The 12,999-nt window shown below is 74.2% G+C and carries 11 protein-coding genes; all 11 read left to right on the forward strand.

The features are described 5' to 3' along the window. Positions 1–53 precede the first annotated feature (53 nt). The 11 genes from ACFVUH_RS26440 to ACFVUH_RS26490 all read left to right on the forward strand — a co-directional run bounded on the left by ACFVUH_RS26440 (position 54) and on the right by ACFVUH_RS26490 (position 12,933). Complete coding sequence (locus ACFVUH_RS26440) at positions 54–1,709, forward strand: MDR family MFS transporter (RefSeq protein WP_387915688.1); 1,656 nt, start codon at positions 54–56, stop codon at positions 1,707–1,709. Between the two features lie 336 nt (positions 1,710–2,045). Further along, positions 2,046–3,020: an NAD(P)-dependent oxidoreductase gene (locus ACFVUH_RS26445; protein ID WP_355364935.1), complete on the forward strand. Its 975-nt coding sequence runs from the start codon at positions 2,046–2,048 to the stop codon at positions 3,018–3,020. 31 nt (positions 3,021–3,051) lie between these two features. Further along, on the forward strand, positions 3,052–4,683 hold the full coding sequence (locus ACFVUH_RS26450; RefSeq protein ID WP_387915690.1) for a PQQ-binding-like beta-propeller repeat protein: 1,632 nt from the start codon (positions 3,052–3,054) through the stop codon (positions 4,681–4,683). A gap of 77 nt (positions 4,684–4,760) precedes the next feature. Further along, on the forward strand, positions 4,761–5,390 hold the full coding sequence (locus tag ACFVUH_RS26455; RefSeq protein WP_355364929.1) for an NAD(P)H-binding protein: 630 nt from the start codon (positions 4,761–4,763) through the stop codon (positions 5,388–5,390). Between the two features lie 127 nt (positions 5,391–5,517). Next, complete coding sequence (locus ACFVUH_RS26460; protein WP_387915692.1) at positions 5,518–6,156, forward strand: NAD(P)-dependent oxidoreductase; 639 nt, start codon at positions 5,518–5,520, stop codon at positions 6,154–6,156. A gap of 223 nt (positions 6,157–6,379) precedes the next feature. Then, positions 6,380–7,045, forward strand: coding sequence for a DUF2269 domain-containing protein (locus ACFVUH_RS26465; RefSeq protein ID WP_355364923.1), 666 nt, complete (start codon positions 6,380–6,382; stop codon positions 7,043–7,045). Between the two features lie 13 nt (positions 7,046–7,058). Next, a complete protein-coding gene (locus ACFVUH_RS26470; protein WP_387915694.1) occupies positions 7,059–8,267 on the forward strand; it encodes a sensor histidine kinase in 1,209 nt (402 codons plus the stop codon). After that, positions 8,264–8,929 carry a response regulator transcription factor gene (locus tag ACFVUH_RS26475; protein WP_355364917.1) on the forward strand — a complete coding sequence of 222 codons (666 nt, stop codon included), beginning with the start codon at positions 8,264–8,266 and terminating at the stop codon, positions 8,927–8,929. The genes ACFVUH_RS26470 and ACFVUH_RS26475 overlap by 4 nt, the downstream gene beginning before the upstream one ends. A 250-nt stretch (positions 8,930–9,179) precedes the next feature. Continuing rightward, on the forward strand, positions 9,180–9,569 hold the full coding sequence (locus ACFVUH_RS26480) for an SHOCT domain-containing protein (RefSeq protein ID WP_387915696.1): 390 nt from the start codon (positions 9,180–9,182) through the stop codon (positions 9,567–9,569). Positions 9,570–9,607: 38 nt separating this feature from the next. Then, positions 9,608–10,360, forward strand: coding sequence for an ABC transporter ATP-binding protein (locus ACFVUH_RS26485; protein WP_355365251.1), 753 nt, complete (start codon positions 9,608–9,610; stop codon positions 10,358–10,360). Continuing rightward, the gene (locus tag ACFVUH_RS26490) at positions 10,357–12,933 is read left to right on the forward strand and encodes an ABC transporter permease (protein WP_387915698.1); all 2,577 of its coding nucleotides are present in this window, start codon (positions 10,357–10,359) and stop codon (positions 12,931–12,933) included. The genes ACFVUH_RS26485 and ACFVUH_RS26490 overlap by 4 nt, the downstream gene beginning before the upstream one ends. Positions 12,934–12,999: the final 66 nt, after the last annotated feature.

Here is a 12,999-nt window from a genome sequence, read left to right on the forward strand (position 1 = left end):
CCATGAGCGCCCCGTACGCAGCACCAGCCCCGGAAGTGCCACGTAAAACCTTCTTGACGATCTTCGCTGCCCTGGTGCTTGCCATGTTCCTGGCAGCCCTGGACCAGACGATCGTGGCGACGGCCCTGCCGACCATCGCCGGTGACCTCGGCGGCGTGACCCACCTGTCGTGGGTCGTCACCGCCTACATGCTGGCCGCCACCGCGGCCACGCCGCTCTGGGGCAAGCTGGGCGACCTCTACGGCCGCAAGCTGATGTTCCAGTCGGCCATCACGATCTTCCTGCTCGGCTCGGCGCTGTCCGGGATCTCCGGCAACATCGGCCAGCTGATCGGCTTCCGCACCCTCCAGGGGCTCGGTGCGGGCGGCCTGATGGCGCTGGCCATGGCCCTCATCGCGGAGCTGGTCCCGCCGCGCGAGCGCGGCAAGTGGCAGGGCTTCGCGCAGTCCTGCTTCGTGGTCGCCGGCGTGGTCGGCCCGCTGATCGGCGGTGCCTTCGTCGACCACCTGTCCTGGCCGTGGATCTTCTACATCAACCTGCCGATCGGCGTGGTCGCGCTGCTGGTCGTCAGTTCGGTGCTGAAGCTGCCGGTCCGCAAGCAGCAGAAGCAGCTGGACTACCTCGGCTCGGCGCTGCTCAGCGGGGCCATCGTCTCGGTGCTGCTGGTCTCGGTCTGGGCCGGCGACCAGTACGCCTGGGGCTCGGTGCAGATCATCGGCCTGCTGGTGCTCGCGCTGCTGCTGCTCGGCGCCTTCGTCTGGCAGGAGAACCGGGCCGGCGAGCCGGTCGTCCCGCTGGCGCTGTTCAAGGACCCGGTGGTCCTGGTGGCCACCCTCGGCCTCTTCCTCACCTCGGTCTCGCTGTTCGTGGCGACCGTCTACACCCCGCTCTTCCTCCAGATCGCCAACGGCGACAGTGCCACCGAGTCCGGTCTGCTGCTGGTCCCGATGATGCTCGCCACCGTGGCCAGCCTGACGCTCTCCGGCAAGGTGGTCGAGAAGACCGGGAAGTACAAGCTGTTCCCGATCGTCGGCCTGCTGGTCATGGCGGTCGGCCTCTACCTGATGTCGACGCTCAAGGCGGACTCCCCGCAGGTCTCCGCGGGCGTCTTCCTGGCGGTCTTCGGCCTCGGTTTCGGTCTGGTCACCCAGGTCCTCATCGTGGCGGTGCAGAACTCCGTCGAGATGCGGCAGCTGGGCGTGGCGACGGCCGCGGCGAACTTCTTCCGCTCGCTCGGCGGTGCCATGGGTGTGACCATCTTCGGCGCGATCCTCAACTCGCAGCTGCGTGACTGGCTGCCCAAGAAGGTTCCGGCGGACGCCCTGGAGCGGCTCGGTACGGATGGTCTGCTGACCGCGCCGGCCAAGGTCCGGGCGCAGGCGCCGCCGGTGCGCGACGGTGTCGCCGCCGCACTGGCCGAGTCGCTGCACGTGGTCTACCTGATCGGCATGGTCATCGCGCTGGTCGGTGCCCTGGTGGTGGTCTTCCTCCAGGAGCGGCCGATGCGCGCGCCGATGGGCGCGCCCGGCGGCAAGGGCCCCGGTGGCCCGGGCGGCCCCGGCGGTCAGCAGCAGGGCCAGGGCGGCGGCCAGTGGCAGGGCCAGGGCCAGGGTCAGGGCGCCCCGGCGGGCCAGGCCGGCCAGCAGGGTGCCCCGGGTGCCCAGCCCGGCTCCGCGGCCGGCGGGCGACCGGAGACGGCGACCGGCTGACCGTCGCGGCCGGCCCGTACGGTCGGGCGGATCGGCGTTCGCCACCGCTGCCCCTCCTCCCCCACCGTTACCCCCGGCGGTGGGGGAGGAGGCCTGTTCGGACCGTTCCCGGTCGCTCCAGGGCCTCCGGGAACGGGAGTTGACGGCGCCTCAGTGAACGATGCGGCTCGAAACGGACGTCGGAAGCCATCGCGGAGTGAGTGTTCACCCGCTAGGCTGGATAGGCAGTCGGCACCCCGGCCGCGGTGGGGCGGGGTGTCTGGCACGGCCTTCCCCGCCGCACTCCGAGCGCCGGGAACCCGGCGCGACCAGCCCACCAGGAAGCGGGTCGACTCCATGGCCGACATACCCAGCCAGCGGCGTGCACTCTCCCGGGACCTCCCGCCCGCCGCCACCCCCGGCATACCCCCGGCGACCAGGATCGGTGTCATCGGTCTCGGTGTGATGGGCGGCGGGATGGCCTCCCGGCTGCTCGACCAGGGCCACCGGATCGTGGTCCACAACCGCACCCCCGAGCGCACCGCGCCGTTCGCCGCCCGCGGCGCGGAGGTCGCCGCGACCCCGGCCGAACTGGCCGCGCGGGTGGACGTGGTGCTGCTCAGCCTCGCCTCCGAGGCGGCCGTCGAGGAGCAGCTGTTCGGCACCGGCGGGGTGCTGGAGACGCTGCCCGCGCACGGCATCGTGATGGACACCAGCACCGTCTCCCCGGACTTCGCCCGCACGGTGGCCGAGCGGGTCGCCGGGCGCGGCCGCAGCTCCGTCGACGCCTGCATCATCGGCAACGGCCAGCACGCCAAGGACGGCGAACTGCGCTTCATGGTCGGCGGATCCGCCGAGACCTTCGAGCGGCTGGGCCCGGTGCTGGAGCCGCTCGCCAAGGAGATCCGCCACCTCGGCCCGAGCGGCCTCGGCGCCACCGCCAAGGTCATGCTCAACGTGCTGATGGGCGTCGAGATGCAGGTGCTCGCCGAGTCCGTGACGCTGGCCCAGCGGGCCGGCATCGACCGTGAGCTCGCCCTGTCGATGATCAGCGAGAGCGGCTTCAGCTCGCCGGTGATGCGCTACAAGGCCGGCGTGATGCGCCGCCGGGCCTACGGCGAACCGCAGTTCAGGCTCGACCTGATGCGCAAGGACCTCCGGCTGGCCACCGCCGAGGCCGATCGCCTGGGCGTCGACACCCCCGTCTGCGACGCCACCCACGACACCCTCGTGGCCGCCGCCGAGGCCGGCCTCGGCGAGCTGGACTGCGCCGCCGTGCTTTCCCACGCGGAGGCCGCCGCCGGCCTGGCCGGCACCCCGGACCGTACGTGAACCACTCGCCCTCACCGAGGAGTTGATCCACGTGTCCCAACCCAGACGGCCCCGGATAGCCGGCTTCGGCACCAGTCTGGTGGCCCTGCTGACCGCCCTCGTCCTGCTCGCCGCCACCAATGGCGCCGGCGCCGAGGACACCGAGGCCCGCCCGCGATCCGGCGCCTGGAGCAGCTGGCAGTTCGACCCGGCCGGCAGCCGGTTCAACGGCCAGGAGTACCGGATCACCCCGTCCAACGTCGCCAACCTCGACCTGAAGTGGGCCTTCGGCCACGCCAAGGTCCCGGGTGTCTTCCTCGGCAGCCAGCCCGCCGTGGTGGACGGCACCCTGTACGTCGGCGGCGTCGAGGGCACCTTCCACGCCCTGGACGCCCGGACCGGCGCGACCCGCTGGACCTTCGACGTCGCCCCGGTGGCCGGCGCGCACTCCACCAGCAGCCCCGACCCGGTGCGCAGCAGCCCGGCCGTCGAGGGCAACACCGTCTACTTCGGCGACAACCGCGGCTACCTCTACGCGCTCGATCGCTGGACCGGTGCGCTGCGCTGGTCGCTGAAGCTCGACGACCACCCGCAGGCCCAGATCACCAGCTCGCCGCTGGTCTACAACGGCCAGGTCTACATCGGCATATCCAGCCGGGAGTCCGGCGCCACCTTCGACCTGACGTACCCCTGCTGCACCTTCCGCGGCTCGGTCGTCGCCGTCGACGCGGCCACCGGGCAGCTCACCTGGCGGCACTGGACCACCCCCGAGCCGCAGCTGGTCGGCACCTGGCCGAACGGCGCCAACCGCTACGAGCCCTCCGGCGTCGCCGTCTGGAGCACGCCGGTGATCGACCGGGAGAGCGGCACCGTCTACGTCGGCACCGGCCAGAACTACAGCGGCGCGGCCGGTGACACCGACTCGCTGCTCGCCCTGAACGCCGCCACCGGCGCCGTCCGCTGGCGCGCCCAGGAGGTCTTCCCGGACACCTTCACGGTCGCCTGCGGCATGGCCGGCGCCGACGCCTACTGCCCCAGCAAGGCCAACGGCACCGACCACGACTGGGACTTCGGCGCCAGCGCCAACGTCTTCAGCATCGGCAACCGGCGGGTGGTCGGCATCGGCCAGAAGAACGGCGTCTACCACGTCTACGACGCGCTGACCGGCGCCAAGGTGTGGGACCGCGCGGTGGTCGCCAACCCCAACACCCAGGGCGGCAGCTCGGGCATCCAGTGGGGCACCAGCTACGACGGGACCCGCCTCTACGTCGCCACCTGGTTCGCCAACCCCGGCACCCTGTACGCGCTCGACCCGGCGACCGGCGCGATCCTCTGGCAGACCGAGAGCCCGGCCGACGGCTGCCAGTGGGGCGGCTCGGCCGCCAACCCGGAGCTCTGCCAGCGCGGCTTCACGCCCGCGGTGAGCAGCAGTCGCGGCCTGGTCTACGAGGGCGACGCGGACGGCAAGATGCGGGTCTTCTCGGCGAGCACCGGCGCGGTGCTCTGGCAGTACGACGTGGTCCGCGACTTCACCACGGTCAACGGCGTTCCGGCGCACGGCACGGCGCTCTCCGGCGGCGGTGGCGCGGTGGTCGCCGACGGCATGCTCTACGTCCAGGCGGCGTACTACCCGCAGTACCCGAGCGCCTCGGGCGGCGCGCTGCTCGCGTTTTCCCTACGGTAGGACCCGTCGGTGTAAGAGAAGGTCAACTCACGGCCGGCGGCACGAAGTTGCCGCCGGCCCCGGCAAGGAGGAAAGTCATGGAGATCGTCGTGGTGGGAGCGGCCGGCCGCACCGGTCGGCTGCTGGTCGAGAAGGCCCTGGAGAACAAGCACGGCGTCACCGCCCTGCTGCGCGACCCGGCCAAGCTGCCGGTCGAGCACGAGCGGCTGACCAAGGTGCGCGGCGACGTGTTCGACGTCGACTCGCTGACCGGTCCGCTGGCGGGCAAGGACGCCGTGGTGGTGTCGCTGGGCGTGACCAGCCGCACCACGACGACGGTGTTCTCCGAGGGCGTGCGCAACGTCATCGCGGCCGCCCGGACGGGCGGGGTGCGCCGGCTGGTCACGATGTCCTCGGCGGGCTTGGAGACCAAGCACCTGCCGGCGATGCAGCGCTTCGTCGCCGAGTTCGTGGTGGACCGGGTCTACCGGAACATCCACCTGGACCTCGGCCGGATGGAGGACGAGGTCGAGTCCAGCCCGCTGGACTGGACGATCGTCCGGGTGCCGATGCTCACCGACGGGCCGGCCACGCCCAACTACCAGGCGGTGGTGGGCGGCCACCTCCCCAAGGCCTCGCGCGTCGCCCGGGCGAACGTCGCCGACTACATCGTCACCCATCTGGATGACCCGGCCACCTACGGCCGGCGCGTCGAGGTGGCCAACTGATGACCCCCGGTGGCGGCCGGCCCGCCCGCGGCACGTCCGCGGCGCGGGCCGGCCGCGCTCCGCACGGCCACCGCTGACCGAGCGACCGAGGAACCGAGGGTCCCAGGGATCAAGGGGGAAACGCACCGTGAACATCGTCGTCTTCGGCGCGACCGGCGGCACCGGCCGCCACTTCCTGGAGCTGGCCGCCGCGGCCGGGCACTCCACCGTCGCCTTCGCCCGCGACCCGCTGGCCCTGGCCGACGCCCGGCCGACCACCATCCGGCAGGGTGACGTCCTCGACCCGGAGGCGGTCGCCCGTGCCGTCGAGGGCGCGGACGCGGTGGTCTCCGCGCTCGGCATCGGCTACAGCCGGGCCGACACCACCGTCTACTCCGCCGGCACCGGCCACATCCTCAAGGCGATGCACGCCGCCGGGGTGGCCCGGGTGCTGTGCGTCTCCACCACCAGCATGAGCCCGGCGCCGTGGAGCGCCGCCCCGCTGCAACGGGCGCTCACCTCCTGGGTGCTGCACCCGATGCTCCGCCGGCCGTACGCGGACATGGCGCGGATGGAGCGGGTGCTGCTGGCCGACACCGACCTGGACTGGACGCTGGTCCGGGCCGCCCGGCTCACCGGCGGCCGGGCCCGCGGCCGCTACCGCACGGCCGCCGGGCGGCGACTGCCCGGGGCCTGGTCGATCTCCCGCGCCGATCTCGCGCACTACCTGCTCGGCGCGCTCGGCGACCCGGCCGCCCGGCGCGCGGTCGTCGAGATCGCGTACTGACCGCTCGTCCACCGACCGCCGACCACGGCCGCCCGGCCGTCCGTACTCAACGAGCGGTACGGGCGGCTACTCCCGCGGTGCGATGCCCGGCCCCCGCGGACCGGGCAGAGTGGGGAGTGATCCCGCGGATCACCCAAGCCGTGGGCCGGCGGCCGCACACCATCCACCCCGGTGGCCGCCGGCCCGTGGCCCGCGTCGCCCCTCGCCCTCCGGAGCACAGCCGATGCCCACACCTCCTGGTCCGCCCGCCGCCGACACCTCCGCGCCCCCGACCGGGGCCACCGCGGGGGAGCCGCCGGTGGCCCCCGACGCGCCCCCGGCCGACCGCGCCGGGCGCCTGCGGCTGCCCCGGCACGCCCGCCGGGTCTGGCTGGTCGTGCACGTCGCCTTCTCGGTCGGCTGGCTCGGCCTGACCGCGGGCGTGCTCGCCCTCGGCATCGCCGGCCGCTTCTCCGACGACCCCGACACCGTGCGTGCCGCCTACCTGGCCCAGCAGATCTTCGCCGACTGGCTGCTGATCCCGGTCAGCCTGGTCTCGCTGCTCTCCGGAGTGCTGCTGTCCCTCGGCACCACCTGGGGCCTGCTGCGGTACCGCTGGGTCGCCACCAAGTTCTGGCTCACCCTGGCCGCCACCCTGGCCTCGATCTTCGCGCTGCGCGCCTTCATCCACGACGCGGCCGGCCAGGTCGCCGCCGGCACCGTCCCGCCGGACGGCCGCGCCCCGCACGTCCTGGTCATCGCCCCCTCGGTGGCCCTGACCATCTACCTGGTCGCCACCGTGCTCTCCGTGGTGAAGCCCTGGGGGATGACCAAGCGCGGCCGGCGCCTCGCCGCCGAGGCCCGCGCCGCGCGCACCAAGCGTCCCGCCGCCGCGGCGCCGGGGCGGTGAACCTCCTCCGTACATGAGCACCGACCACTACCCCTACGGCGGACCGCCGTGGACCAGGCCGTCCTGGACGCGGGTCTCCGCGCTCCTGGCCGCCCTGGTCCAGGTGGTCGGCTCCACCGCCGCCGCCCGCCAGCAGCCGGACCGGGCCGCGCTGGACGCCGCCGGGTACGCGCTGCTGCTGCTCGGCCCGGCCCTGCTGCTGCTGCGCGAGCGCTACCCGGGCCCGGTGGTGGCCGCCGTCACCGCCGTCACCACCGGCTACCTGCTGGCCGGCTACCCGTACGGCCCGGTCTTCCTCAGCCTCGGCGTCGCCGTCTACGGCGCGCTCGCGCGAGGCTGCCGCCGGTGGGCCTGGATCTCGCTGGGCGCCGGCTACCTGGTCCATCTGTCCAGCTCCCACCTGCTGCCGCACGACTGGCAGCGCGCGCCCGGGCCCGGCCCCAGCTGGTGGCAGGAGGCCGGGGCCGCCGCCTGGCTGCTGCTGGTCCTGGCCGGCGCCGAGATCATGCGCAACCGCGGCGAACAGCTGGCCGCCCGCCGGCTGGCCCGGCGGCAGGCGGAGGAGAACCGGGCCGCCGAGGAACGGCTGCGGATGGCCCGCGAACTGCACGACATCCTGGCCCACTCGATCTCGGTGATCCACCTGCAGGCCGGGGTCGCCCTGGAGCTCATCGACGAGCACCCCGACCAGGTCCGCGCCGCGCTGACCGTCATCAAGGAGACCAGCAAGGAAGCGCTGGGCGAGGTCCGCCAGGTGCTCGGGACCCTGCGCGGTCCGGACGGCCAGGCCCCGCGCACCCCGGCCCCGGGGCTCGCCCGGCTGCCCGAACTGGTCACCCAGGCCGGCCACGCCGGGCTCACCGTCACCATCGAGACGGCCGGTACGGCCCGGCCGCTGTCCACCCAGGTGGAGCTGGCCGCCTTCCGGATCGTCCAGGAGGCGCTCACCAACGTCATCCGCCATTCGGCCGCGCGCACCGCCACCGTTCTGATGGACTGGTCCTCCCCGCGGGGGCTGCTGCTCCGGGTGGACGACCCGGGCCCGGCCGCCGGCGGTGAGGGCGGCGGCTCCGGCAACGGCCTGGTCGGCATGCGCGAGCGGGCCGCGGCCTTCGACGGCGAGCTGACCGCCGGACCGCACGGCGGCGGCTTCCGGGTGCGGGCCTGGCTGCCCGACCCGGCGGGGGAGGGCACGGCGAGCGAGAAGGGGCGGTCGGGATGATCGAGGTACTGCTGGCGGACGACCAGGTCCTGGTCCGGGCGGGCTTCCGGGCCCTGCTCGACGCCCAGCCCGACATCGAGGTGGTCGGCGAGGCCGACGACGGCGAGGCGGCCGTCCGGCTGGTGGAGGAACTGCGGCCGGACGTCGTGCTGATGGACATCCGGATGCCCGGCACCGACGGCCTGGAGGCCACCCGGCGGATCTGCAGCCGCCCCGAACTGGCCGCCGTCCGGGTGGTGGTGCTGACCACCTTCGAGCTGGACGAGTACATCTTCGAGGCGCTGCGGCTGGGCGCGGCCGGGTTCCTGGCCAAGGACACCGAGCCCGCCGACCTGCTGCGGGCGGTACGGGTCGCCGCCGTCGGCGACTCGCTGCTCTCCCCGGGCGTGACCCGCCGGCTGATCGACGAGTTCGCCAGCCGCTCCCGCGAGCCCGCCGCGAGCGAGCGGCTGCTGGCCTCGCTCACCGACCGCGAGCGCGAGGTGCTCACCCTGGTCGGCATGGGCCTGAGCAACGACGACATCGCCCGCCGCCTGGTGGTCAGCCCGCTCACCGCCAAGACGCACGTCAGCCGTGCCATGGTGAAGCTCGGCGTCCGCGACCGCGCCCAACTGGTCGTCCTCGCCTACGAGTCCGGCCTGGTCCGCCCCGGCTGGCTGTGAAGGGCCGCTCGCCCGCGCGCTGACCGGGTCCGGGCCGGGGCGGGGGCTCGCCGGCCGGGTGCGGCCCGGGGCGGACCGGGAGCAGCACCGCCCCCGCCCCGTACTCCCCGCGTCGTACCCCCGGTGCCGCTCCCCGGAGGACGCGCCGGCCCCCCTCCCGGCGGGACGCTCGTGGTGGCCTCGGGAACGGTCCGGGGCCGGAGCGCGGCCCCCGTCCGAACCCGCGGGGCCCACCGAGGAGTTGACCGACATGCAGAGCACCGCACTGCTAGCCGACACGATCTGCCGGGACGGCTGGGGCCCGTGGAACGGGGGCGGCCCGGGCCCGTGGTTCCTGCTCTTCCCGCTGTTCTGGCTGCTCGTCCTGATCACCCTGTTCACCGTGCTGCGCCGCCGCGGCTGGGGCCGGCGCGGGCCGTGGGGCCCGCCGTGGGCCGGCCAGTGGGGCGGCCCGTGGGGCGGTGGCCCGGGCTGGCGCGGCGGCTGGCCGGGCGGTCCGGAGGGCCCGCTGGCGAGCCTGGCCCGCCGGTACGCCGACGGTGAGATCAGCGAGGAGGAGTACCGCACCCGCCGGGACACCCTGATCGAGCACCTGCAGGACCCGGGTGACACCAAGCCGGGCCAGGGCGGTGCCAAGTGACCACCTTCCCGGTCCTCGACCTGGTCGACACCGACCGGATGGCCGCCCGGGTCACCGAGGCGGTCAAGGTCTACGGGATAGGCCGCACCGAGGTGCGCGCCCTCGACCACGTGACCGTCGGCTTCCCGGCCGGCCGGCTCACCGCGATCATGGGGCCGTCCGGCTCCGGCAAGTCCACCCTGCTGCACTGCGCGGCGGGGTTGGACCGGCTGACCGCCGGCACGGCGATGATCGGCGACACCGAGCTGGAGAACCTCAACGACCGCCGGCTGACCCTGCTGCGCCGGGAGCGGATCGGCTTCGTCTTCCAGTCCTTCAACCTGGTGCCGGTGCTCACCGCCCGGGAGAACATCACGCTGCCGGTCGACCTGGCCGGCGGCGAGGTGGACCAGGCGTGGGTGGAGACCCTGATCGACGCGGTCGGGCTGCGGGAGCGGCTCGACCACCGGCCGAGCGAGCTCTCCGGCGGCCAGCAGCAGCGGGTCGCGCTGGCCCGGGCGCTGGCCGGCCGCCCCGAGGTGGTCTTCGCGGACGAGCCGACCGGCAACCTGGACTCCCGCACCGGTGCCGAGGTGCTGGAGCTGATGCGCCGCGCGGTGGACGAGATGGGCCAGACGGTGGTCATGGTCACCCACGACCCGACCGCCGCCGGCTACGCGGACGAGGTGCTCTTCCTCGCCGACGGCCGGCTGGTGGACCGCATGGAGCGACCCACCCCGGCCGGGGTGCTGGACCGGATGAAGGCCTTCGACCACGCTCCCGCGGCCGCACGGGGAGGCGTCGGTTCATGAGTAGCAGCGCCACCGCCACCCTGCGGATCAGCCTGCGCTCGCTGTCCGCGCACAAGCGGCGGCTGGCCGGGACCTTCACCGCGATCCTGCTCGGGGTGGCCTTCCTGTCCGGCACGTTGGTGCTCGGCGACACCCTGCGCGGAAGTTTCGACACCCTCTTCACCGACGCCAACCGCGGCACCGACGCGGTGGTGCGCAGCGCCGACGTGATGGACACCGAGAACACCTTCGGCGGCGTACGGGCTCCGGTGGACCTGGCGCTGGCCGACCAGCTGCGCCAGGTGCCCGGGGTGGCGGCGGCCGAGCCGGCGATCCAGGGCTCCGGCCAGCTGATCGGCAAGAACGGCAAGGCGGTGGGCGGCCAGGGCCCGCCCACCCTGGCCGGCTACTGGCAGACGGACAGCGGGCTCAACCCGTACCGGCTGGCCGAGGGCCGGGCGCCGCAGCGGCCGGGGGAGGCGGTGATCAACCGGGGCGCGGCCAAGGCCGGGGAGCTGAAGCTGGGCGACACGACCATCCTGCGCGCCCCCGACCCGGTGACGGTCACCATCGTCGGCATCGCGACCTTCGGCGCCAAGGCCGACGGCATGGGCCAGAACACCTGGACCGGGCTGACCCTGGAGGACGCCGAGCGCTACCTGACCCCGAAGGGGCAGGGCCAGGCCACCTCGATCCAGTTCCGGGCCGAGAGCGGGGTCTCCCAGCAGCAGCTGGTGACGGCGCTGTCGGCGAAGCTGCCGTCCGGCCTGGAGGCGGTGACCGGGACGAAGATCAGCGAAGAGGCCACCAAGCAGGTGTCCAGCCGCTTCCTGACCATGTTCACCACCCTGCTGCTGGTGTTCGCGGGCATCGCCCTGCTGGTGGCGACCTTCACCATCCACAACACCTTCGCCATCGTGGTGGCCCAGCGGACCAGGGAGAACGCGCTGCTCCGCGCGCTGGGCGCGGCGCGCGGCCAGGTGCTGGCGGCGACCCTGGCGGAGGCCGTGGTGGTCGGCGTGGCCGCCTCGGTGGCGGGCCTGCTCGGCGGGATCGGCGTGGCGGCGGGGCTGAAGTCGCTGTTCAAGGTGATCGGCTTCAACCTGCCGACCGGCGGCCTGGTGATCAGCGCGCTCTCGGTGGCGCTGCCGCTGCTGGTGGGCACGGTCACGGCGGTCGCCTCGGCCGTCGCGCCGGCCGTGCGGGCCGGCCGGACGGCGCCGCTGGCCGCGATGCGGGCGGTGGCGGTGGACGGCGCGGCGGCCGGCCGGGCCGGCCGGATCCGCTGGATCGTCGGCGCGCTGCTGGTGGCGGCCGGGGTGGCCGGTACGGTCGTCGGCGCGACCAACGGCCCGTCGGTCGGGCTGACCGCGGGCGGGGCGGTGACCACGCTGCTCGGCGTGGTGGTGCTCGGCCCGGTGTTCGCGACCTACGTGGTGCGGCTGCTGGGCGCCCCGCTGCCGAGGCTGCGCGGTATGCCGGGCGTGCTGGCGGAGCGCAACGCGGCCCGCAACCCGAAGCGGACGGCGGCGACGGCGAGCGCGCTGATGGTCGGGGTCACCGTGGTCTCGCTGTTCACCGTCTTCGGTGCGTCGATCAAGGCGACCATGGACGACACGGTGAGCAAGACCTTCGCCGGGGACCTCGCGGTCTCCACCGGCGGTTTCCGCGGCGGCGGGCTGAGCCCCAAGCTGGCGGACGCGGTCGGCGCGCTGCCGGAGGTGAGCCAGAGCGTGGGCCTGGGCCGCGGCGTGGCCCGGGTGGACGGCCACGGCCGGACCCTGGACGTCACCGATCCGACCCGGCTGGGCGGCATCGTCGACCTCGGCCGGGTGGACGGCTCGCTGCAGCTGGGCACCGACGGCCTGGCGGTGTCCCGCAGCGAGGCCGAGAAGCAGGGCTGGCAGGTGGGCAGTTCGGTGCCGGTGCGGTTCAGCGACGGCGTCGAGTCGGCGTTCACCGTGAAGGCGCTCTACCAGGGCGCCGGCGAGCTGACCGGTGACTACCTGGTCACCCGGGAGGCCTGGGCCCCGCACCGCGGCCAGGACACCGATTCGCTGGTGGCGGTCGCGCTGAAGGACGGGGTGTCGCTGTCGGCCGGCAAGGCGGCGGTGAAGAAGGCGGTGGAGCCGTTCGGCGCCCCGGACGTGCAGACCAGGTCGGAGTACGCGAAGAGCGCCGCCTCGGTGGTCGACATCATGCTGTCGGTGGTCTACGCGCTGCTGGCGCTCGCGGTGCTGATCGCGCTGCTGGGCATCGCCAACACGCTGACCCTGGCGGTGCACGAGCGGACCAGGGAGCTGGGCCTGCTGCGCGCGGTCGGCCAGACCCGCGGCCAGCTGCGGGCGATGGTGCGCTGGGAGTCGGTGCTGGTGGCGATGTTCGGCACCATCGGCGGCCTGGGCCTGGGGGCGTTCCTCGGCTGGGCGCTGGTGCGGGCGGCCGACACCGAGGGGACGGGCAGCTTCGCCGTCCCGCCGCTGCAGCTCACCGTGGTGCTGGTGGCCGGACTGGTGGCGGGTGCGGTGGCCGGGCTGCGGCCGGCCCGCCGGGCGGCCCGGCTGGACATCCTGCGGGCCATCGCGGCCGGCTGATCCGCCGCGGACACACCGGAGCCCGGGCCCCCGACCAACGGGGCCCGGGCTCCGGACGTGTGCGGT

Source organism: Kitasatospora sp. NPDC058032, assembly GCF_042885845.1.
Taxonomy (GTDB): Bacteria; Actinomycetota; Actinomycetes; order Streptomycetales; family Streptomycetaceae; genus Kitasatospora.

What these genes read in the sequence shown, in the direction of transcription:
- ACFVUH_RS26445 (WP_355364935.1), top strand. Translation starts at nt 2,046, where the DNA reads ATGGCCGACATACCCAGCCAGCGGCGTGCACTCTCCCGGGACCTCCCG.
- ACFVUH_RS26455 (WP_355364929.1), top strand. Translation starts at nt 4,761, where the DNA reads ATGGAGATCGTCGTGGTGGGAGCGGCCGGCCGCACCGGTCGGCTGCTG.
- ACFVUH_RS26465 (WP_355364923.1), top strand. Translation starts at nt 6,380, where the DNA reads ATGCCCACACCTCCTGGTCCGCCCGCCGCCGACACCTCCGCGCCCCCG.
- ACFVUH_RS26470 (WP_387915694.1), top strand. Translation starts at nt 7,059, where the DNA reads ATGAGCACCGACCACTACCCCTACGGCGGACCGCCGTGGACCAGGCCG.
- ACFVUH_RS26475 (WP_355364917.1), top strand. Translation starts at nt 8,264, where the DNA reads ATGATCGAGGTACTGCTGGCGGACGACCAGGTCCTGGTCCGGGCGGGC.
- ACFVUH_RS26480 (WP_387915696.1), top strand. Translation starts at nt 9,180, where the DNA reads ATGCAGAGCACCGCACTGCTAGCCGACACGATCTGCCGGGACGGCTGG.
- ACFVUH_RS26485 (WP_355365251.1), top strand. Translation starts at nt 9,608, where the DNA reads ATGGCCGCCCGGGTCACCGAGGCGGTCAAGGTCTACGGGATAGGCCGC.
- ACFVUH_RS26490 (WP_387915698.1), top strand. Translation starts at nt 10,357, where the DNA reads ATGAGTAGCAGCGCCACCGCCACCCTGCGGATCAGCCTGCGCTCGCTG.